The organism is Cryobacterium sp. N21, assembly GCF_002929575.1.
GTDB lineage: Bacteria > Actinomycetota > Actinomycetes > Actinomycetales > Microbacteriaceae > Cryobacterium > Cryobacterium flavum.
The window spans coordinates 15,131-32,232 of record NZ_PJJQ01000024.1 but is presented as its reverse complement, the minus strand read 5'-3'; the positions used below and the strand labels follow the sequence as shown (position 1 = coordinate 32,232).

Sequence of the window (17,102 nt, the reverse complement as noted above, 5' to 3'; positions counted from 1 at the left end):
GGACCAGACGACAAACTGTCGGCTAGATGGTGCCCGCGCAGGTCGGAGGATTGCTGTTCTCGTTCCGAGGCGGAGTTGGGGGGAGGGACGCTGTGACGGTGCGAATGGAGCGCCGCTTTTCGAGCGTCTGCTGAAACTGGTCAAGGGCAACTGCGATGATGATGACCGCGCCCTTGATGATCTGCTGCCAGAACTGGGATACCCCGACGATCACGAGGCCGTCGACGAGGAAACCGATGACAAAGGCGCCGATGAGAGTGCCTCGGATGGTTCCGCGGCCGCCGGAGAGCGCGGCGCCGCCGATGACCGCCGCGGCGATGGCGTTCAATTCAAAAAATTCACCGGCTGCAGGCGTGGCGGAGGAGAGGTCGCCCGTGAGCAGTAGGCCGACGGCACCGGCGCACAGGCCCGAGAGCACGTACACTCCGATTTGCACCTTCTTCACCGGAACGCCGGAGAGTTCGGCGGCCCGTTCGTTTCCACCCGTTGCGTACAGCCACCGGCCGAATGCGCTCTTGCCGAGCACGAGCGCGAAGATGAGGGCGAAGAAGATCATGGCCCAGACGGGCAAGGGCAAGCCCAACGGACTACTTTTTAGGATCTCAAGAAATCCGGTGTTACCGAGTGCCGGCTCGCCGCGCAGTTTCGAGAACGGGGTTCCGTCGGTGATCAGTAGCGCCACCCCGCGGGCAACGTAGAGCATGCCGAGGGTAGCTACGAACGGAGCCACTTTGAATGTGGCGATGAGGACCCCATTGATGTAGCCCACGAGCACTCCCACGGCGAGCGAGATGACAATCACCACCCAGACGGCCGGGTAGAGAAACACGTCGAGCACCGGAATGGAGAGGCCTTCGAGCAGTGACCCCGCGATGACACCGGTCAGACCCACCGTTGACCCGACCGAGAGGTCGATGCCGCCGTTCAGGATGACCATCAGCATGCCGATGGCGAGGATCGCGTTCATGGCCACGTGCCGCGTCATGATGATGAAGTTGTCCAACGCCAGGAAGTTGGGCGACAACAGCGAGAACACGACAATGATCAGGATGAGTGCGATAAGTGCGCGCCCCTCGATCAAGACCCCATTGAGGTTGAACGGCTTCTTATTCGTCTTGATGGTCTTGATCGTCGCCGCGGATGCGCTCACTGGTCTTCTCCAATTGGGTGGGTACCGATTTCGGACTCGCCCGAGGCGGCCATGACTTCTTCTCTGGTGCTGTTGCGCGGGTCGAATTCGCGCACGATGCGGCCCTTCGACATCACGACGATTCGGTGGGAGGCAGTGAGAGCCTCACTGATTTCGCTTGTTACGAAGAGAACCGCCCTCCCCTTCGCCGCTTCGCGAAACAGCAGACTAAAGATCTCGCCCTTGGCCCCGACATCGATGCCGCGGGTCGGTTCGTCGAGCAGAAGCACCTTGGGTTCGGTGAGCAGCATTTTGCCGATCACCACTTTCTGTTGGTTGCCGCCGCTGAGGGAGGTGATGGCTGCCGTCGGGCCGGCGGTCTTGATTTGCAGATCGCTGATCTCCCGTTCCACGTTGCGGAGTTCGCGGGAACGGGAGAGAAGGAAATTTTTTACGACGCCGAGCAGGCTGGCGAGGGAGGCGTTCTGTCCCACGGACATCATTTGCACCAGGCCGTCGCGTTGGCGGTCCTCGGGAACCAGTCCTATGCCCATCGCGATGCGTTCGCCGATCGATCGGCCTCGCAGATCGACTCCGCCGAGCAGCACTCGGCCAGCCGCAACGGGTTCGCGGCCGGCAAGCGCCTCTACGAGTTCGGTACGGCCGGCACCCATCAGGCCGTACAGACATACGATCTCACCCTCACGCACGTCGATCGACACGCTGCTCACTGAAAGGCGGCCGGCACCGGTTGGGTCGACCATCGACACGTCCTGCACTGAGAGCGCCACGTCGCCGTAGTTGCGGGGTTCGTCCCGGAAGTCGTATTCGGCGTCGCGGCCGGTCATCTTGCCCACGACCCAGGCGAGGTCAATGTTCTCGGCATCTTCGGTGGCGACGAGCTCGCCGTCACGAAAGACCACAGCGTGGTCGGAGACTTCGATGGCCTCTTCGAGGTGGTGTGAGATGTAGACCACGGCCACGCCATCATCGATAAGGTCCTGGATCACCTTGAAGAGCACGCCCACTTCGGTGGCGCTCAGGGCCGAGGTGGGTTCATCCATAATAAGGATGCGGGCATCCGCTGCTAATGCTCGAGCAATCTCAATGATCTGCTGCTGGCCCAGGCGTAGGTCGGCCACGAGCGTGTTTGGATCGATCTGTTCTTCTAGGCGCACCATCAACTTTTGAACGATGGCATACTCGGCCCGGAAATCGACGTTTCCGAGCGGTGTCTTGAGCTCGCGGCCGATGAAGATGTTGTCGCGCACGCTGAGGTTGGGACACAGATTGAGTTCCTGGTGAATGATCGAAATGCCCAGGTCGACGGCGTGGTTGGGAGTCTCGAGGGTGATCTCGCTGCCGTGCAGCTCGAGGTGGCCGCTCGTGGGCGACTCGACGCCAGCGAGGATTTTCATGAGGGTGGACTTGCCGGCACCGTTTTCTCCGAACAGCACCGTGACGGCGCCCCGACGCACGTCAAAGTTCACGCCCTTGAGTGCCTGCGTGGCTCCGTAGCTTTTGGTGATATCGACTGCGCGGAGTACCACGTCGGGGTGTGTCGCGGCTGACCGGGGCAGGGGCTCGGTGATCACGGCTGGCTTCCCTCGATCGACACCGGCGTGATGAGGTAGGTGCCATCGGGGCCGGAGTTCGTGACGACGATACCCACGACGGTGATCTCGGTTCCGGACAGTGCCGCGGCGTCCAGGTCGGCGACGACGTTGCTGAGGGTGAGCGCCTTGTATTCGTTGGCAACCTGCTGGTAGTCCGTCTGATTCTGGAAGTCAGCGAATTTGGTGGTGCCGGTGACGTCGCGGAGGGCGGTGCCGTTGATGGCTTGCCCGATCGATACGCGGACGTCGCTGCCATCCGGTAGGCCGTTGACGGTCATTGCAATGAAGTTTGCGTCTACGTTGTTGGCCGTTCCCGCGAAAGTGACCGGGATGGCATATTTGTCGGTTCCGGCGAGGTTACCGTGCGCGTCTCCGGCTGCGGCAGGATCCTGCGCGACGAGACCCAGCTCGACGGCATCCGTTGTCACTGCGGCGACGATACCCGGGTACGCCTCGGCTGCGTACACAGCTGCATCGAACTCAGCTGGATTCACCTTCGCTACTTCTTCAGCGGTAAGCACCTTGGTATTGGCAGCCATCAGGCCGATCAGAATCACCGGAAGGGCGATCACGAGGATTGTGCGCCATTTGCGACGTGCGGCACGTGAGGTGAGTGAACTCATTCGTCTCGGACTGCTCCTTTGCAGCGACAACAGCAGGAAGTTCCTGCGTGTGTCGTACGAGCCGAAGATGCCTGAGGTTATCGGGCAGAAACTGCCTGCACTGAGAATCTAACACAAAAGTCACATTAAAATGTTTCATTTGAACCAAAAGATCACAATGTGTTTGAGTCGTGTCAATTAGCCAACGAGGAGTCCGCCGAAGCGACGATCACGTCGACCCCGGCATCGCGGATTTTCTCAACGACGGCGTCCTCAACGTCACGATCAACTACAACGTGCGTGAAATCGGTCACGCTCCCCAACCGATGCAGGGAACCATGACCGATCTTCGAATTGTCGAGCAGCAATACTCGTCGCTTCGACGCCTGCATCATCGCCCGCTTCACCGAAACGATCCTCTGGTCCTGGTGGTAGAGAGTGAGGTCAGTGAGGGCGGACACCGAGGCAAAGAGGACGTCAGCGTAAAGCTCTGATAACGCCTGCTCGCACCCCACGCCCACGAACGCGTTGTATTGATGTACGTAATTGCCACCGAGGCCAATCAGGTTGATATCCGGTCTTCCTCGAAGCTCTTCGAGCAGCGGCCAGTAGTTCGTGATTATCGTGAGCGGAAGAATTTGCAGAAGATGCGGGACCACCGCCATGGCCGTCGTGGACGCGTCGACGATAATCACGTCACCAGGGGATGCGAGTGTGGCGGCGGCCTTGGCGATTTGCCTTTTCTCGTTGAGCGCCAAGCGGGCGCGGAATGCATCTCCGCTCTCAAACTGGGCGGATCGGAACGCTGACGCTCCTCCCCGCACCTTGCGAAGCACGCTCGCGCTCTGCAACTCGTCGAGATCCCGGTGCACGGTCATGCGGCTGAGCTTTAACGTTTCCGCGAGGGCGTCAACGGTGACATACCCCTCGCGGTTAATGAGCTCTGTGATGAAGGCCAGCCGCTGTTCTTTCTTGCCTGCACCACCCGGTTTTCCTGGCTCGACCGTTTTCTGTGACATCGTTCTGGCTCGCTATCTCGCGCATTGTGTGGTTCGTCTTGAGATTATAACAATCGACGTCACACGGTGGCTCGATGCCGTGCCGCGCGCTGAATCGCCGATCTATTCTACTCGAGGTTGAGCCGACTGAGCAGGGTTGGTAGCTGGACAAATCACCACGTTGCCTCTTCCGTGGGCTAGATCCGGCCGGGAGCACTGGGAAATCTTTCTTACCGGGAGAGTCCGCCGCGGTCCCGCTGTTGCACGCCGCTCTTGCTACTGCGGCGTGGTTTGGCGGCCTTGCCCGACTGGGAGGTGACTGCCTCCCTTGGGTGCTTGGCGTTTTCACCGTCTGCGAGGATTCGCGCGTTGATCGTCTTCTGGTCGGCTTTGCCTTCAAGGCTCGCGGCGAATCGCTCGCGCCGCTCTGAGCTGTCGTATTCCAGTTCCCCCGAGCCGCGCTCGACGCGCGCCTGGTCGGTGACGTCGGCGGCCCGCTTGCGGTCTTCATCGCGAGTGTTGACGTCCGAGCTGTCGGCTCCGTCGAGGTCGCTGATATTCCAGTCGCGGTCAGCCGCTTCCTGAGCCTCACGCTCATGACGGTCGGCGTTGGCGAAGAGGAGCTGGCTCGCGGTGAGGTCTTCGCCCGCTCGCTGCCGCTCGGTAACGGCATCGGCACGGTCGCGCTCAGCGTCCCGGAGCGCCGCAGCAACGGCAGCGGGATCCGCTCCGGGGTCGTCGATGTCGATGCTGTAGCGTTCCTGCACCTCGTGCTTGATGGTGTCGCCGGCGTCACGGGCAACGTCGTCGACGTCGCGCCAAGCCGTGGCAGTCTCATGCACGCCGGCGATGTCCTCGGGGCTGGCCTGGTTCCACCATTCGGGTTGCGCGACAGGCGCGAGGCTGGCTCGGGCGGCTCCACGCTCAGCCTCAAAGCGTGCTTCCAGCTCACGTGCCTCCTGGGTTGCGCTCGCTTCGCGCTGTCGTGCCAGCTGCTCGCGCAGCCGAGCGATGCGTTCTCCGAACTGTGACGCGATGGTGAGTGCGATGCGCAGCGAATCGTCGAACGTCTCGCCGACACCGTCAGTTTCCTCGGCCATGATCTTCCTCCGTCTAATCTCTGCCCAGACCGTCACGCTCGCGCGGAGTGGCTGGGGTCGTACGCTTGGTGGGTTGCAGCGTGTTCGGCACCGGCGAACCGGTGCCCGGCGCCGCGAGCCCGTCGGTCGCTCGTCGCATGACGTCAGGAACGTCAGCGGGTTGCATGCGTGAGTCCGGCTGCACGGTCTTGCTGGGGACAGCCGGCAGGCGATCGGTGACCGTGGCGAACTGGTTGCGCAGTATTGCCGTGACTTGCTCGGCCCGGCGGGCGTCACCGACCGCGCTATGCATGTCAAGAATCGCCACTGACACACGGCCCAGCTGCCGGAGCATGATCGCTTCAGCCATCGTGCCCTGACCACCGCTAGCCGCCTGCATGAGAATCATGGCAGCGTTCGACGCCGACCCCAACTGAGCAGGTTTCGGCCGCGACTGGTACGCCCGAAGGTGCGCCGACCTGGCCAGCTCCCGGGAGGTCTCTGCGAGCGGCCCCGGTGTCGTCTCAACGCGCTGCGACCACGCGGCGAAGGCGCCGGCCGTCTCGCGGGCGACATGCGCCCACGTAGCCCGATCCGTCACGGGAACGTCGCGGAGCTGCTTGCGGAGCTGCCCGATCTCGTCGCTGTACTGCTTCCACATCTCCGGGGACGGCGTCGACTCTTCCCGGCCCGGCGCGACAGGTCGATACTCCCACGGGTTCTTCGCCGTCGCCCGCCATTCATCCACAGCCCCCTGCGCCGTCTGAGGGCTGTCTGGCCATCCCTCCCGAAGCCGGGGCAACGTGAGGTCACGAGCCAGACGGCCACCCCCATACCAAATCGGCTTCTCCCCAGCAGGGGGCCGCACCGCTACCGAATAGCCAGCTACAACATCATCGCGCCCAGCGGCGTAGCGAGGCCGAATGAGGACACCGCCACGGCGCAGCCGGCGAACGAATTCGCCCTCGTCAACCGAGGCGGTCGCCGCAGCCCGGACGGTGCGCTCCATCTTGTGAGCGTCAACCTCCGCGCCGCTCGAACGCGCGGCCCGCTCACGCTCGGCAGGCTTCACGCCGCGCTCTCCAAGACCCAGCCCACGGCTCTCCAACTGCTCGAGCCCATAGTCACGTTCGAGGTCGCGGCACACCTCCTGGGCGCGCGTGAAGTCGTTGTGTGTCGTCGCTTTGGTACCGTCCTCACGCACCAAAGACACCGCTAGGTGAATGTGATCGTTGCCGTTCGTGGACAGTCCGTGACGCACCGCAACCCACCGGCACGCGGCTTTTCCACTGCTCTCGGTAAACCCCATCCGATCCGCGAAGTCCTGCGCGATCGTTCCCCACTTCTCATCCGACAGCTGTCCCTCTTCGGCACGCAACGATAACGAGCAATGCCACACATCCCCGGCAACACGTTTACTCGTCACCGCGCCCGTAACAGGGTCGGAATCCTTCACCATTCGGAGCACCTCAACGTCGAATGCACGACGTGGAGCGTCCAGGCTCCGCGCAATCGCCAACGCTGTGTTGGTGTCCAACACGCTGTAACCGTGCTGCGCCATGATCGCGGAGTCGCCAGCGACGAGGTGCTGTTCCTCATGCTCGTTGTGCCGGCCGCCTCCAGCCAGGTAGACCATCAGGCCGCCCATCTGGCCACCCCGCCGAATGTTCGGCATCATGACTCGGCCAACCTGTCAATGACATCCTCAACCTTGACGGCGAGAGTACGGTACTCAGCCACAACGGCGGCCACCGTGTCGGGGAACTGGCCTTCCGTATTGGCGAACTTTGCCAACTGGTTCACGTTATTCGACACGTTCGCCATCAACCGGGTCACGACGAACAACTCCGCAATCGCACCCTTGCGATCCGTCGTCGTCTCAATATTCGCGTTCATCGCCGACTCAAACAACAACCGCGGCACCGTCACATCAGCAACGACCGCACGGGCACGCAACTGAGCATCTTCCTCTGCCGTGACGTAGACCCGGTAACTCTTCTCCCGCCCGCCATCAACATTCGCGCGGCGCTGACGACCAAACAAGCGACGCTCGTTCTTCTCCGTCAACGTCTTCGCCTCCTCCTGGCCCAGCGCAGCGACCCCGAAAAGTCGGGGACATACGTCCAGTATGCCAATTCCGGCGCGCGGCGTCCAGAATTTGAAGCCATTTACCACCGGTAAATGTATAGCTTGCTCCAAATCGGCACCGCCGATATTGAGCGTTTCCGCTCTTGGTGCTTCGGTAAAAGGACGCTGAGGCGCACTCGGTCGCGGCGCGTGCGCTGACTGTAATCTGGTGAACATGAGCGATGCGAACGTGAAACCAGAAGATGCAGCCGCCCGAGCGCGGGTAATCATTGAAGCGAACGTGGACGCCCGCGTAGAAGCGGTACGAGTGCTGGCGGATGCCGGGAACGAGTACGACGCCGCAGACCAGCAACTAAAGTTGGCGACCCTCGCTCACGAACACGCGTGGACTGCCGCCCTCGCCTCCGGATGGAGCGAAAAGGACCTCCGCGCTACCGGCGTCAAAGCACCCGGCCAGCCCACATCGAAAGCACGCAAACGACGCACCACTGCTCCGGTTACGACCCCAAACACTGAGGCGTAGCCTCCGGCTCTAACCTGTAACGAAGAAGCCCCGTCGAGCACAGCTCGACGGGGCTTCTTCGTGCAACTTCCGTTGCCTTTTGGGCTGTTTATCGTACGCATCATTCCTCTCTTGGCAAGGGCTTTCGCGGCATATCCTCACTCGCTGCGCTCCCTTGCGGTATTCCACGGTCCCTGGCCAATTCACCCCTGACGCTGTAAATCGGCGTGCGCCAAAAGGCAATGGGGTTATAGAGAGGACCACACCATGAATGAACCGCTAACCGTCTACACGCTGCCGAACTGCATGCAATGCACCATGACCACACAAGCACTCGACACCGCCAACCTGCCCTACATCGTGATCGACCTCACAACCGACGAGCGAGCCAGCGACCTAATGCACCAGTTCGGCTACACCTCAGCACCCGTCGTCATCGCCCGCATGGTGTCCTGGTCAGGCTTCCGGCCCGACTGGATCGCCAAGATAGCCGCCCTGCGCGACCACCCGACCCTCACCGGCAAATAGGCGCCCTGCAATGGACTTCACCACCCTGCAAACGACCACGCCCGTCAGCGATCTGAAACACGCGGCGCGCGCACGAAAGAATGTCGACCACCTCGACGACCGCCGCGCCCACGGCCGCGCCGGCTACACCCTCGCCAGCACACTCACCGTCACCGGAACCAACTACGTGACCATCATCGACACGCTCACCAAGGACCAAACCCAATGACCAAAGCAGCCTGCACCTCACCAGCATTACCCCTGATGACACCCGACCAAACCAGCGACGCCCTGGGCATCTCACTCGAGGAACTCCGCACCCTGAGACACGGCAACGCCGGACCCAAATACCACGGCATCGGCTGGGGCCTCATCCGCTACAACACAGCAGACGTCATGCGCTGGCGAACATCACGCGCCGTGGCATAGAGCCATACTCCTGGTTGCAGTCGATCTCCACGCCTTAACGAAGGTGCCGCGGCTCTCGCAACCACGTGTTCATTCGTCTTATTCGCCAGGTACCTTCAGCCACGTAACGAGACGGATGAATCCCCTGCGCGCCTGCCAGCCCGAGGCAGGTGGCATTCCTGATTTCTGTTGTCAACGGGTTTGGATCTTGCAGAACGCCTGTGCCGTTTTTAAGTCCGCGTCGCGCTCGGCGATGGCAGCCTCACCAATAATATCAATCGGCTCGTTAAGTCCTGCGTCGGTCGCGCGCATCCAGTAGGCCCAACATGTTCCGGTGCCGCCGGCAGGGTGCCCGTGCTTGGATGTGAAACGAACACCGAGGCGTTGCGTATCGTCAAAAAGAGTCACCGTGTCTCTGAGCCACCCCGCGATCAAGGTAGTGATTGCCCGGTCGTCGCTTGTGACGTGAGCAACAGTGAGTCCTCCGGTAATACCCAGGTCGGCCAGTTCGCTGTCGAGGTGAAAAGACAGCGCTGCCAGAGTATTGGTTGATGTGATGTCCACCCACCACCCGAACGGGTAGTTCAGGCGATAGAGAACGCGGCCATCGCGCCACGCTTTCGGTAGCCACCTGGCGCGCATGGTTCCGGCCTGATCCCAGTCGGCGACCACCATGGCCCAATACTCATCCAGCGGGACGCCCATCGCGTCCGCGTCCTTCTGCAGAGCTCGACGGGCTCCGTTGATCTCGGTGCGGTACGGAGCGAGAAGCTCCATAAAGGAGGTGAGCCGGTCGTCAGTGGAATACAGCGTGCGCCCGACGGTGTCGAAACGGCTCCAGCCGGCAGGGTCGTGAGAACCGTCAGAGTCTAGTTCCCGGGGTACCGGAGCGAGCGGCCCAAACGATGTGCGAGCAATGCGGTAACTCCCCAACATCGGATCATCCACCAGCTCCAACCCAGAGCGGGCACAAATCTGCATCAACCGGAGAAGGAATCGTCGATAACGGCCTGAGCCGCTGTGGCTGCGTCCTTGAACCGGTCGTCACGAATGGCGGTAACCGGGGTGTCATATCCAAGCCACGGGTTCGCGCCAATAAACCAGGCACGGGCGACATGCTCACCTTCAGCCTCGGCCAGCATTGTCCACTGCTCGTAGGCGAATTGAAGACGCCGCATTGCCTCGTTCTTCGGCGCAGGACCATCGGTCTTCGCCCACCGATACGGAAGCTTCGCATCTTTACTCCCAGCCAGAGAGGCAACAAGAGTCCCGCCTAACGCCCCATTCAACCGGCGAGTGATCTCCCGAATGTCAAGCTTGATCATCCGCGTGTGAGCAGATGTGACGTGCGTGGTGGTGGTAGCCATGTGATCCTTCAATCGCCGGTGCTATCCGGGAAAACCCGCATAACCACTTCAATGCCACCAGAATTACACTAATTTCTGAGTTTTGACCGCACGGGTGTCACCGAGTTCGGTGCGGCGGCCACCTGGCTATCTGCGGGCGGAGTGACCTCACTACCCGGCAGCGAATGCGCGAGCAGCGGCCAGTACGCGGGGGCCAACTTCATCCGGGTTGCCCTCACGAATGAGCCGCGCCGGCGCCGTGTCTTCGAGCTGGGGGTTCATCCCCTGAAACCAAGCCTGGACGACTCGCGGCTGGTCCCGCTCGATGAGCAGACCGGCGACCTGGTACGCGAGCCTTAGACGGCGAATCGCCTCGGCGGGTGGCTTGCGGGTACCCTCGGCCCACTGTCGTACGGCCCGGGTTTCAGTGACGGACCCGAGGTAGGCCACCAGTTGTGCGCCTAGGAGCTCGCGCAGCTGGCCGACAAGCTCGGCGACGTCCAAACGGACAGAAATCTCGTATGCTCGCAGTCCGGGAATGGTTGATGACATGTTATAAACCTAGCGGTCTGCCTTAGCAAATGCTATCCATACACCACCCGGAATCACACCCCATATGACTGATAATGATGATTATGTCAACACATAATGTACCTATTGCAGGATTTGCAGGAAAAGGGCTAGACCATCGTTTCCCTTCCTTTAGGAGGCAGCCCGGCGAGGTACACCAACTCCTATCAACCCGATCCAGCGGCAGGAAAAGCTTCGTACTTGTGCCGTCGATTATCGAAGGCGGGCTTCGTCCCCTCGAGTATGTCGATGGCAGCGTGGACTGGCGCTACCTACAAGCGCTACTCGCCAGTTGGCGACGCCAAGCTCTGAGATACAGCCACTGGTTACCCCAAATTGCCGATCCAGCACGGTGCAGTGAACTATCTGATCAGCATCGCCAACGAACGCGAGATTGGCGTTGTGGGTCACGATGACTGTCTGTCTGCGCGTTGCAGCCTCATAAAGGTTTACATCTTCCGCCAACAAGCGCTACTCGCCATGCAACACGTTGGTCAACAGGAAGTGCCCGCACTTGAGGATGATGACATCTGTTCACGGTGACCTCGCAAGCCTGCATTGCGGAGACCTCGACAGTCTGCCGCCCCGCCGCTTGTCGTCGAGGGACACACCGGCAGCTCGTTATTGTCCGCCAACAAGGGCCTGGACAGGAATCACGTCAGCGCAGAAGCGGCCGGCTTGGACATCTGAATCTCAGATATGACGCGCGCCCGGCTCTCAAGGAAAAGCGGGTCCGATTTTGTCCCTATTTGATCTCTGTTTCCTCCAAGCTGAACCGAAATGATGTCCCGAACCTCTGCGGGCCAGCCTCCAAGGACGACGACACGGTCCGACAGATATACGGCCTCATCGACGTCGTGCGTAACCAGGATCACCGTAATTCCAAGTTCTCTCTGCAGGCTGAGGAGCAGGTCCTCAAGCTCCGCGCGGGTTTGTGCATCCACAGATGCGAACGGCTCGTCCATGAGTAATACCTGAGGGCGGTAGGCCAAAGCGCGAGCGATTGCCACGCGTTGTTGCATGCCACCGGAGAGCTGCCACGGGTAGGAGCGTTCAACGCCCACTAGCCCGACGGCAATCAACGCCTCGGCAACTCGCGCATCCTGCTCCGCCCGCGGCATTCTTTGCCCTCGGAGGGGAAGTCGGATGTTCTCGGTGATCCGCAACCACGGCATCAAGGTACGACCGTAGTCTTGTGACACGAGCGCAAGCGCAGCTGGAGGTTCGGTGATGACATCACCCGAAACGAGGATCTCTCCCGTTGTCGGGCTCTGCAGGCCGGCCATACAGCGGATGAGTGTGCTTTTCCCGATCCCCGAGTGACCGACAATGCAGACGATTTCCTTGGCCTTGATGCCGAGCGAGACTGATCGGAGCACCTCCCGTCCCGTCTGCCCCCCATAAGTAACGCCGACGTTTCGGAGTTCAGCTGTGTATGACTTGGTTGCGTCGTCCACTTCGAGCCTTCCTTGTTGATCGTTTGGTCGTTCGGGCCGGGGGCTGCCAGCGCAGCAGGAACCGCTCGATGAGACCATAGCCAAAGTTGAGGAGGTAACCGATTACTCCGAGGAGGAGTATGCCTGACCACATGTCAGTTAGTGCAAAAGTTTGCTGGGCGACAATAACGAAATGGCCAATTCCCGCTGTGGACACGTACATTTCGCTTCCCACCATCAATACCGCTCCTATTGCCAAACTGGTTCTGATGCCCACCGTGATCTGAGGAAGCGCCCCCGGCAGAAGCACTCGAAAGATTAGGAGTGCGCGGTTGACTCGATAGCTTCGGGCCACGAGCCGGATGCTGGGGTCGATTGACCGAATTCCATCCAGTGTATTGAGCAGTATCGGCCACACCGCACCGAACGCTATAGCAACGATTTTTCCCGTCGGCCCCGTCCCCCACATGATGAAGAGGGCAGGTAGCACCGCAAGCGCAGGGATAGCCCGAAAGAATTGGAGAAAGGGCTCTCCTACGTCGGCCGCATATGGGAACAAAGCGAGGGCCAGCCCGGCGATAACACCCACCACGAGTGCGATAAGCAGCCCAATGCCCAAATTCGACAGGCTCGGGATGATGTCGCGCTCGAAACCTGCGCCCAACCAGGTGTCCCCGAACGATTGGAGAATATTGCGCAGCGGTGGGAAGAAGACCGATCCGCTCGATGCGCTTGCGATGAACCACAGGGTGACTAGGACTGCGGGAAGCCAGAATTCAAACACAGCAAACTTGCTCATTCGAAGGACACTCATAGTGCGCTCGCTCTCGGCACGAAGTGCCAAGCGAGAAGCCGCTTTTCCAGGGCGAGAATACTGAATGCGAGGACCATGCCAAGTGCCCCAGCGACAATAATGAGAGCAAACATTCGATCAGACGTTGCCTGCTGGCTCAAGAGGATCTCTCGTCCGAGACCGGGAACGCCTGCAATGAGTTCTGCTCCGATGGCAAGCAACAAACTTAGCGTTGCGGAGATACGAATTCCGGTGAAGATATATGGCATGGACGCCGGAGCCACAACGAACAGGAGCCGGCGGTGCAATGGCATCCTGAACGAACGTGCAGTTGACAGTAGTTCCGGATCAACATTGCGCACTCCGAAGATGGTCTGAAGAAGAATTGGCCACACTCCCACAGCCACAATAAGCGCAATCGACATTTGTGGCGTCGGCCCCAAGAACAGAAGGAATAAGGGAATGACCGCCAATGGCGGCACCGTCCGGCAGAAATCGATCAGGAAACGCGTTGAGATTGTGAGAAATGGATGTGAGGCCAACAGCAGTCCCACGGGTATCCCGATAACTAGACAAATCACGACCCCGCTTGCGGTCACAAGAAGCGTCTGCCCGATCGGCAGCCAGAGCGTTCCGACCGCCAGCTCGCGGACAAGCGCCGCCCCCGTGTCGGTAAACGTCGGTATTGACGCACCGAACTGGGGCGACGCAGCGACACCGATCTGCCAGAGCGCGGCAAGGCAGACCGCTACCAATGCCTGCCCCAGCAATACTCTGCGCTGCCTCCCAGACGTCACGGTGCCGCGCCGACTCATTCCGGCACGACGAGGTTAGACGTGTCGCCTGTTCCCTCGAGTGCACCGTACTTACGGAGCATGGCGGCTTCCACCTCAAGCCGCTGTGGGTCAACCACGGAAACAAACTTCGGCACCGTGGTACCTTCGAGCATTTCCAAAGGCACCTTTGCCTCGGCAGAAAGGGCCTTGTTCACTCGGTCTGGGTTTTCGTTGGCAAAGGCTGCAGACAGCTTGAGGGCTTCACGAAACTTTTTGATTACCCCCGGGTTGGCGGCTGCGTATTCAGTGCTTGCTACCAGTGATGTGCCAGGCACTCCCGGGGCAACGTCGGCAAACGGCCGCCCAAGTACCTCGAGTCCTGATTTCGTGGCGAGTGTGAGGAATGGGTCGATGAGGAACGTCGCTTGGGCGCCGCCCGTTACGACCATGTCTCCCAATGTCGGCATGGGGCCCTGAATGAAGGAGACCTTGCTTGAATCGCCCCCAGCGGCGTCGACTGCGGCCGAAATAACCGCTTCACTTACAGATTTCAAACCGCTGATGGCAACGGTCTTGCCCTCTAGATCGGCGAATCCTTTGATATCACTCCCGACGGCTACAAGGAGTCCCGACTGGTCAGCAGACGCATTGGTCGCAAAGTCAGTGAGACCGGCGACGATCTTGACTTCGAGACCGCTTGCAGAAGCCTGCAAGGCAGCAGCAGCAGTCGTCGCCGCAATATCAGCTGATTTACTCAGGAGGAGCGGGATCTGGGCCGCGGAACTCGCGCCGCCTTCCACTATCTGCAGGTCAATACCAGCGTCGGTAAAGAAGCCCTGCTCCAAACCAAGCCAAATCGGAGCGAAGTCCGCGATCGCCTGCACGGCTACTCGGACGGTCGTCGCCTCATCCGTAACGTGTTCGGGCGTCGCCTCTGCGCTAGCGCAGCCGGTTAGAAGCAAACCGGCAATCACAACTGCCGCGCCCGCTTTTGTACGGTTCAGCGGGCTGGTAGATCTCTGCATGTGGAGCCTCTCATCTTCGACATAAACTCGGGCCACATCAACAGTTACCCGCATATTCCATAAATTAATTTCATTGAATGGAACATATGGTTCACACCATAGTACTATCGGAACAAATATCCGCATGATTCTGAAAATCTGTCTTAGGATCCGCAGCGGCACGAAATGCAGAGGACAGCGTCATGACTTCATCACCGCAGTCGGCCGTAGATAAAGCGCTCGATCTTCTAATCGCCGTCGCGCGGTCGTCAAATCCACCGAAATTGAGCGAATTGGCCGATGAGGTCGGTCTGCCGCGCCCGACAGCACACCGAGTCCTCTCCGATCTCGTGGGCAGAGGATGGGTTTTCCGGTATGACGGTCGTTATCTGCCTGGCGCTGTGCTGCTTCAGCTCTCGAATGATGCTGCCGTAAACTCACTCGCCGCGCTCTGTCAGCCAACTCTTGCCTCCCTATCCGCAGCGATGGGAATGATGACCAATATGCAGGTACTGGAGAAGGCTGGCTCGCGCGTCATAGCTGCGGAACGCCCTGAGCGTTTCAAGATGATCACACGGATGGTCGGCGACCTCATTCCGCCGCACAGATTCGCGGGTGCCCTCGCCCTCACTGCCGCGCTCGACGACAACGCCATCAAGCCATATCTCGAATTGGTCGCCCAAAGTGGTCACCCGCTCGATGGAGACTCCGGATTCTTGGCGGACGTCGCTCGCACGAGGGAATCTGGTTTCGCGATAATCCGGCAACGCTCACAGGAAATAGTGGCCTCCGTCTCTCGCGCCGTTGTGCCGAGGCTGGGCTCCCCCCTTTGTTCGATCACTGTCATCGGCTACGACACGGACTTCGACGACGATGTCACTCTCGGCGCCGTCAAACGCGAACTCACCGTTGCCGCGACCACCATCGAACAACTGCTAACTAGCATCACGACAAGTAAAGCCAATTCATCTGAGCGAGAGGAACCAACTTGATAAAGCACACGGAGGGCTACGCAACCGCCGCTGATGGCGAGATGATTTGGTATGAAACGGCAGGCTCCGGCCCCGATCTCATTCTGAGTCATGGCCTTGGCGGAAATGCCGCTACGTGGTATCAACAGGTCCCGTACTTCGCGCAGCGCTACCGGGTGATCACATGGGATCAGCGTGGATTCGGGCGTTCTGGGAATCTTCAGAAAAACCATGGGCCTGCTTCCGCTGTAAAAGACCTGATTATGCTGATGGACACTCTCGAGGTCGAAAAGGCAGATCTGGTGGGTCAATCAATGGGGGGTTGGGTCACCCTGGGCACTGCGATCGCTGTTCCCGATCGTGTCCGCTCTATCGTCCTTGCATGCACCACTGCGGGAATACCAGTCAAATTTTCCGCGTCTGATACCCCGATTGCACCAAGCACGAGCATGAAACGGGGCCTAGGAGAGCACCCGGCCATTGGCGGGCGGCTACAAAGTCTCGATCTCGCGCGCGCCTATCTCTATCAGGCTCTCGGTAGTTTTGGTCACAGGCCGCCAGACGACGAATTCTTCAGAATCCTGCAAGAATTTACGTTCAAGACGGATGCCCTTAAATCGTTCCGTGGTCGAGCGCTACTTATCGCCGGTGAATTGGATGTGTTGATGACGCCGGAACGCATCCGTTCCGCAGCTCGCTACCTCAGCGCCCCCACAGTCGTAGAAATGTCTGACCGCGGGCACTCACCGTATTTCGAAGACCCACAGCCCTGGAATGACCTGGTCGCGAAATTCCTCAAAAACGAATTAAGGCTGACTAAGGACGATGCCGCCGATGTCTAATAACCCGAGAATCGATTTCCTTCCCGTGGTTAAGGGAAGGCCATTCTCATCAGCCGTTCGCGTCGGTGACGTTCTGTACTTATCGGGACAGATTGGCACTCTACCAAACGGAGATCTCGTCGCTGGGTTCGAAGCCCAAGCCCGTCAAACGATGGAAAATATCGCAACGACTTTGAGAGAATCCGGCTTGAGCATGAAGAATGTTTTCAAGGCAACGATCATGATGGACGATATGACACGGTGGGAGGAATTCAACGAGATCTACCTTGAGTACTTTCCGGTTCTTCGACTACCGGCAAGAAGCGCTTTCGGTGCTGACGGGTTGGCAATGGGGGCGCATCTTGAAGTTGAGTGCGCGGCGTACGTGCCCGTGTGAGTCTGACCGAATGCCAAACATCATTACAACAACCACAACATTCTCAATGGAGAGATTTA

General features: G+C 59.9%; 22 protein-coding genes and 1 pseudogene. 8 read left to right on the top strand and 15 right to left on the bottom strand.

The genetic code is table 11. The features are described from left to right. Positions 1-22: 22 nt before the first annotated feature. The 7 genes from CXY77_RS02385 to mobC form a co-directional block, all read right to left on the bottom strand. Positions 23-1,150: an ABC transporter permease gene (locus CXY77_RS02385; protein ID WP_104129554.1), complete on the bottom strand. Its 1,128-nt coding sequence runs from the start codon at positions 1,148-1,150 to the stop codon at positions 23-25. Next, complete coding sequence (locus CXY77_RS02380) at positions 1,147-2,724, bottom strand: sugar ABC transporter ATP-binding protein (protein ID WP_199181850.1); 1,578 nt, start codon at positions 2,722-2,724, stop codon at positions 1,147-1,149. Before CXY77_RS02380 ends, CXY77_RS02385 begins: the two co-directional genes overlap by 4 nt. Then, a complete protein-coding gene (locus CXY77_RS02375) occupies positions 2,721-3,368 on the bottom strand; it encodes a DUF2291 family protein (RefSeq protein WP_104129553.1) in 648 nt (215 codons plus the stop codon). Before CXY77_RS02375 ends, CXY77_RS02380 begins: the two co-directional genes overlap by 4 nt. A gap of 173 nt (positions 3,369-3,541) precedes the next feature. Beyond that, positions 3,542-4,366 (bottom strand): DeoR/GlpR family DNA-binding transcription regulator, encoded by an 825-nt coding sequence (locus CXY77_RS02370; protein ID WP_104129552.1) that lies wholly within the window; start codon positions 4,364-4,366, stop codon positions 3,542-3,544. 209 nt (positions 4,367-4,575) lie between these two features. Then, entirely contained in the window at positions 4,576-5,445 is an 870-nt protein-coding gene (locus tag CXY77_RS02365) for a hypothetical protein (RefSeq protein ID WP_104129551.1), read from the bottom strand. Between the two features lie 13 nt (positions 5,446-5,458). Continuing rightward, positions 5,459-7,102 carry a relaxase/mobilization nuclease domain-containing protein gene (locus tag CXY77_RS02360; protein WP_104129550.1) on the bottom strand — a complete coding sequence of 548 codons (1,644 nt, stop codon included), beginning with the start codon at positions 7,100-7,102 and terminating at the stop codon, positions 5,459-5,461. Next, complete coding sequence (mobC, locus tag CXY77_RS02355; RefSeq protein WP_104129549.1) at positions 7,099-7,782, bottom strand: plasmid mobilization relaxosome protein MobC; 684 nt, start codon at positions 7,780-7,782, stop codon at positions 7,099-7,101. Before mobC ends, CXY77_RS02360 begins: the two co-directional genes overlap by 4 nt. 10 nt (positions 7,783-7,792) lie before the next feature. Between mobC and CXY77_RS19815 the strand changes: the two genes are divergently transcribed. From CXY77_RS19815 to CXY77_RS20045, 4 genes are all read left to right on the top strand, one after another. Continuing rightward, entirely contained in the window at positions 7,793-8,035 is a 243-nt protein-coding gene (locus CXY77_RS19815; RefSeq protein WP_140425449.1) for a hypothetical protein, read from the top strand. A 246-nt stretch (positions 8,036-8,281) separates the two neighbouring features. Next, positions 8,282-8,542: a glutaredoxin domain-containing protein gene (locus tag CXY77_RS02350; RefSeq protein WP_104129548.1), complete on the top strand. Its 261-nt coding sequence runs from the start codon at positions 8,282-8,284 to the stop codon at positions 8,540-8,542. 10 nt (positions 8,543-8,552) lie between these two features. Next, the gene (locus CXY77_RS02345; RefSeq protein WP_104129547.1) at positions 8,553-8,750 is read left to right on the top strand and encodes a hypothetical protein; all 198 of its coding nucleotides are present in this window, start codon (positions 8,553-8,555) and stop codon (positions 8,748-8,750) included. 35 nt (positions 8,751-8,785) lie between these two features. Next, positions 8,786-8,950 carry a hypothetical protein gene (locus tag CXY77_RS20045; RefSeq protein WP_158252749.1) on the top strand — a complete coding sequence of 55 codons (165 nt, stop codon included), beginning with the start codon at positions 8,786-8,788 and terminating at the stop codon, positions 8,948-8,950. 171 nt (positions 8,951-9,121) lie between these two features. Here the strand turns inward: CXY77_RS20045 and CXY77_RS02340 are convergent, their stop codons facing one another. The 4 genes and pseudogenes from CXY77_RS02340 to CXY77_RS21000 all read right to left on the bottom strand — a co-directional run. Then, positions 9,122-9,877 (bottom strand): hypothetical protein, encoded by a 756-nt coding sequence (locus CXY77_RS02340; protein WP_140425448.1) that lies wholly within the window; start codon positions 9,875-9,877, stop codon positions 9,122-9,124. Positions 9,878-9,909: 32 nt separating this feature from the next. Continuing rightward, positions 9,910-10,296 carry a hypothetical protein gene (locus CXY77_RS02335; RefSeq protein ID WP_104129545.1) on the bottom strand — a complete coding sequence of 129 codons (387 nt, stop codon included), beginning with the start codon at positions 10,294-10,296 and terminating at the stop codon, positions 9,910-9,912. Positions 10,297-10,446: 150 nt separating this feature from the next. Beyond that, positions 10,447-10,827 carry a hypothetical protein gene (locus CXY77_RS02330; protein WP_104129544.1) on the bottom strand — a complete coding sequence of 127 codons (381 nt, stop codon included), beginning with the start codon at positions 10,825-10,827 and terminating at the stop codon, positions 10,447-10,449. A 185-nt stretch (positions 10,828-11,012) separates the two neighbouring features. Next, positions 11,013-11,292: pseudogene (locus CXY77_RS21000) on the bottom strand (hypothetical protein); the annotation flags it as partial. Here CXY77_RS21000 and CXY77_RS19810 point away from each other — a divergent pair. Further along, a complete protein-coding gene (locus tag CXY77_RS19810; protein WP_140425447.1) occupies positions 11,203-11,388 on the top strand; it encodes a hypothetical protein in 186 nt (61 codons plus the stop codon). The pseudogene CXY77_RS21000 and the gene CXY77_RS19810 sit on opposite strands and share 90 nt — an antisense overlap. 110 nt (positions 11,389-11,498) lie before the next feature. On the opposite strand, the gene CXY77_RS02325 is transcribed toward CXY77_RS19810, so the two are convergent. From CXY77_RS02325 to CXY77_RS02310, 4 genes are read right to left on the bottom strand one after another with little or no spacing between them, the layout of a single operon-like run. Then, positions 11,499-12,302, bottom strand: a complete 804-nt coding sequence (locus CXY77_RS02325; protein WP_233197177.1) for an ABC transporter ATP-binding protein — start codon at positions 12,300-12,302, stop codon at positions 11,499-11,501. Next, on the bottom strand, positions 12,271-13,080 hold the full coding sequence (locus CXY77_RS02320; protein ID WP_199181848.1) for an ABC transporter permease: 810 nt from the start codon (positions 13,078-13,080) through the stop codon (positions 12,271-12,273). The genes CXY77_RS02325 and CXY77_RS02320 overlap by 32 nt, the downstream gene beginning before the upstream one ends. An 11-nt stretch (positions 13,081-13,091) precedes the next feature. Further along, entirely contained in the window at positions 13,092-13,844 is a 753-nt protein-coding gene (locus CXY77_RS02315; protein ID WP_199181847.1) for an ABC transporter permease, read from the bottom strand. Between the two features lie 41 nt (positions 13,845-13,885). After that, the gene (locus CXY77_RS02310; RefSeq protein WP_104129603.1) at positions 13,886-14,875 is read right to left on the bottom strand and encodes an ABC transporter substrate-binding protein; all 990 of its coding nucleotides are present in this window, start codon (positions 14,873-14,875) and stop codon (positions 13,886-13,888) included. Positions 14,876-15,057: 182 nt separating this feature from the next. On the opposite strand from CXY77_RS02310, the gene CXY77_RS02305 reads away from it, so the two are divergent. Genes CXY77_RS02305 through CXY77_RS02295 form a run of 3 tightly spaced genes read left to right on the top strand, consistent with a single transcriptional unit; the run spans position 15,058 to position 17,043 of the window. Continuing rightward, on the top strand, positions 15,058-15,846 hold the full coding sequence (locus CXY77_RS02305; protein WP_104129540.1) for an IclR family transcriptional regulator: 789 nt from the start codon (positions 15,058-15,060) through the stop codon (positions 15,844-15,846). Further along, on the top strand, positions 15,843-16,667 hold the full coding sequence (locus tag CXY77_RS02300; RefSeq protein WP_104129539.1) for an alpha/beta fold hydrolase: 825 nt from the start codon (positions 15,843-15,845) through the stop codon (positions 16,665-16,667). The genes CXY77_RS02305 and CXY77_RS02300 overlap by 4 nt, the downstream gene beginning before the upstream one ends. After that, the gene (locus CXY77_RS02295; RefSeq protein ID WP_104129602.1) at positions 16,660-17,043 is read left to right on the top strand and encodes a RidA family protein; all 384 of its coding nucleotides are present in this window, start codon (positions 16,660-16,662) and stop codon (positions 17,041-17,043) included. Before CXY77_RS02300 ends, CXY77_RS02295 begins: the two co-directional genes overlap by 8 nt. The last annotated feature ends 59 nt before the right edge of the window (positions 17,044-17,102 follow it).

Excerpts from the sequence above, each read along its gene's own strand:
- CXY77_RS02375 (WP_104129553.1), bottom strand. The coding sequence starts at position 3,368 with ATGAGTTCACTCACCTCACGTGCCGCACGTCGCAAATGGCGCACAATC.
- CXY77_RS02370 (WP_104129552.1), bottom strand. The coding sequence starts at position 4,366 with ATGTCACAGAAAACGGTCGAGCCAGGAAAACCGGGTGGTGCAGGCAAG.
- CXY77_RS02365 (WP_104129551.1), bottom strand. The coding sequence starts at position 5,445 with ATGGCCGAGGAAACTGACGGTGTCGGCGAGACGTTCGACGATTCGCTG.
- CXY77_RS02360 (WP_104129550.1), bottom strand. The coding sequence starts at position 7,102 with ATGATGCCGAACATTCGGCGGGGTGGCCAGATGGGCGGCCTGATGGTC.
- mobC (WP_104129549.1), bottom strand. The coding sequence starts at position 7,782 with ATGATTACCCGCGCTCGGGCGGCTGCATCTTCTGGTTTCACGTTCGCA.
- CXY77_RS02350 (WP_104129548.1), top strand. The coding sequence starts at position 8,282 with ATGAATGAACCGCTAACCGTCTACACGCTGCCGAACTGCATGCAATGC.
- CXY77_RS02345 (WP_104129547.1), top strand. The coding sequence starts at position 8,553 with ATGGACTTCACCACCCTGCAAACGACCACGCCCGTCAGCGATCTGAAA.
- CXY77_RS20045 (WP_158252749.1), top strand. The coding sequence starts at position 8,786 with ATGACACCCGACCAAACCAGCGACGCCCTGGGCATCTCACTCGAGGAA.
- CXY77_RS02335 (WP_104129545.1), bottom strand. The coding sequence starts at position 10,296 with ATGGCTACCACCACCACGCACGTCACATCTGCTCACACGCGGATGATC.
- CXY77_RS02330 (WP_104129544.1), bottom strand. The coding sequence starts at position 10,827 with ATGTCATCAACCATTCCCGGACTGCGAGCATACGAGATTTCTGTCCGT.
- CXY77_RS02320 (WP_199181848.1), bottom strand. The coding sequence starts at position 13,080 with ATGAGCAAGTTTGCTGTGTTTGAATTCTGGCTTCCCGCAGTCCTAGTC.
- CXY77_RS02310 (WP_104129603.1), bottom strand. The coding sequence starts at position 14,875 with ATGCAGAGATCTACCAGCCCGCTGAACCGTACAAAAGCGGGCGCGGCA.
- CXY77_RS02305 (WP_104129540.1), top strand. The coding sequence starts at position 15,058 with ATGACTTCATCACCGCAGTCGGCCGTAGATAAAGCGCTCGATCTTCTA.
- CXY77_RS02295 (WP_104129602.1), top strand. The coding sequence starts at position 16,660 with ATGTCTAATAACCCGAGAATCGATTTCCTTCCCGTGGTTAAGGGAAGG.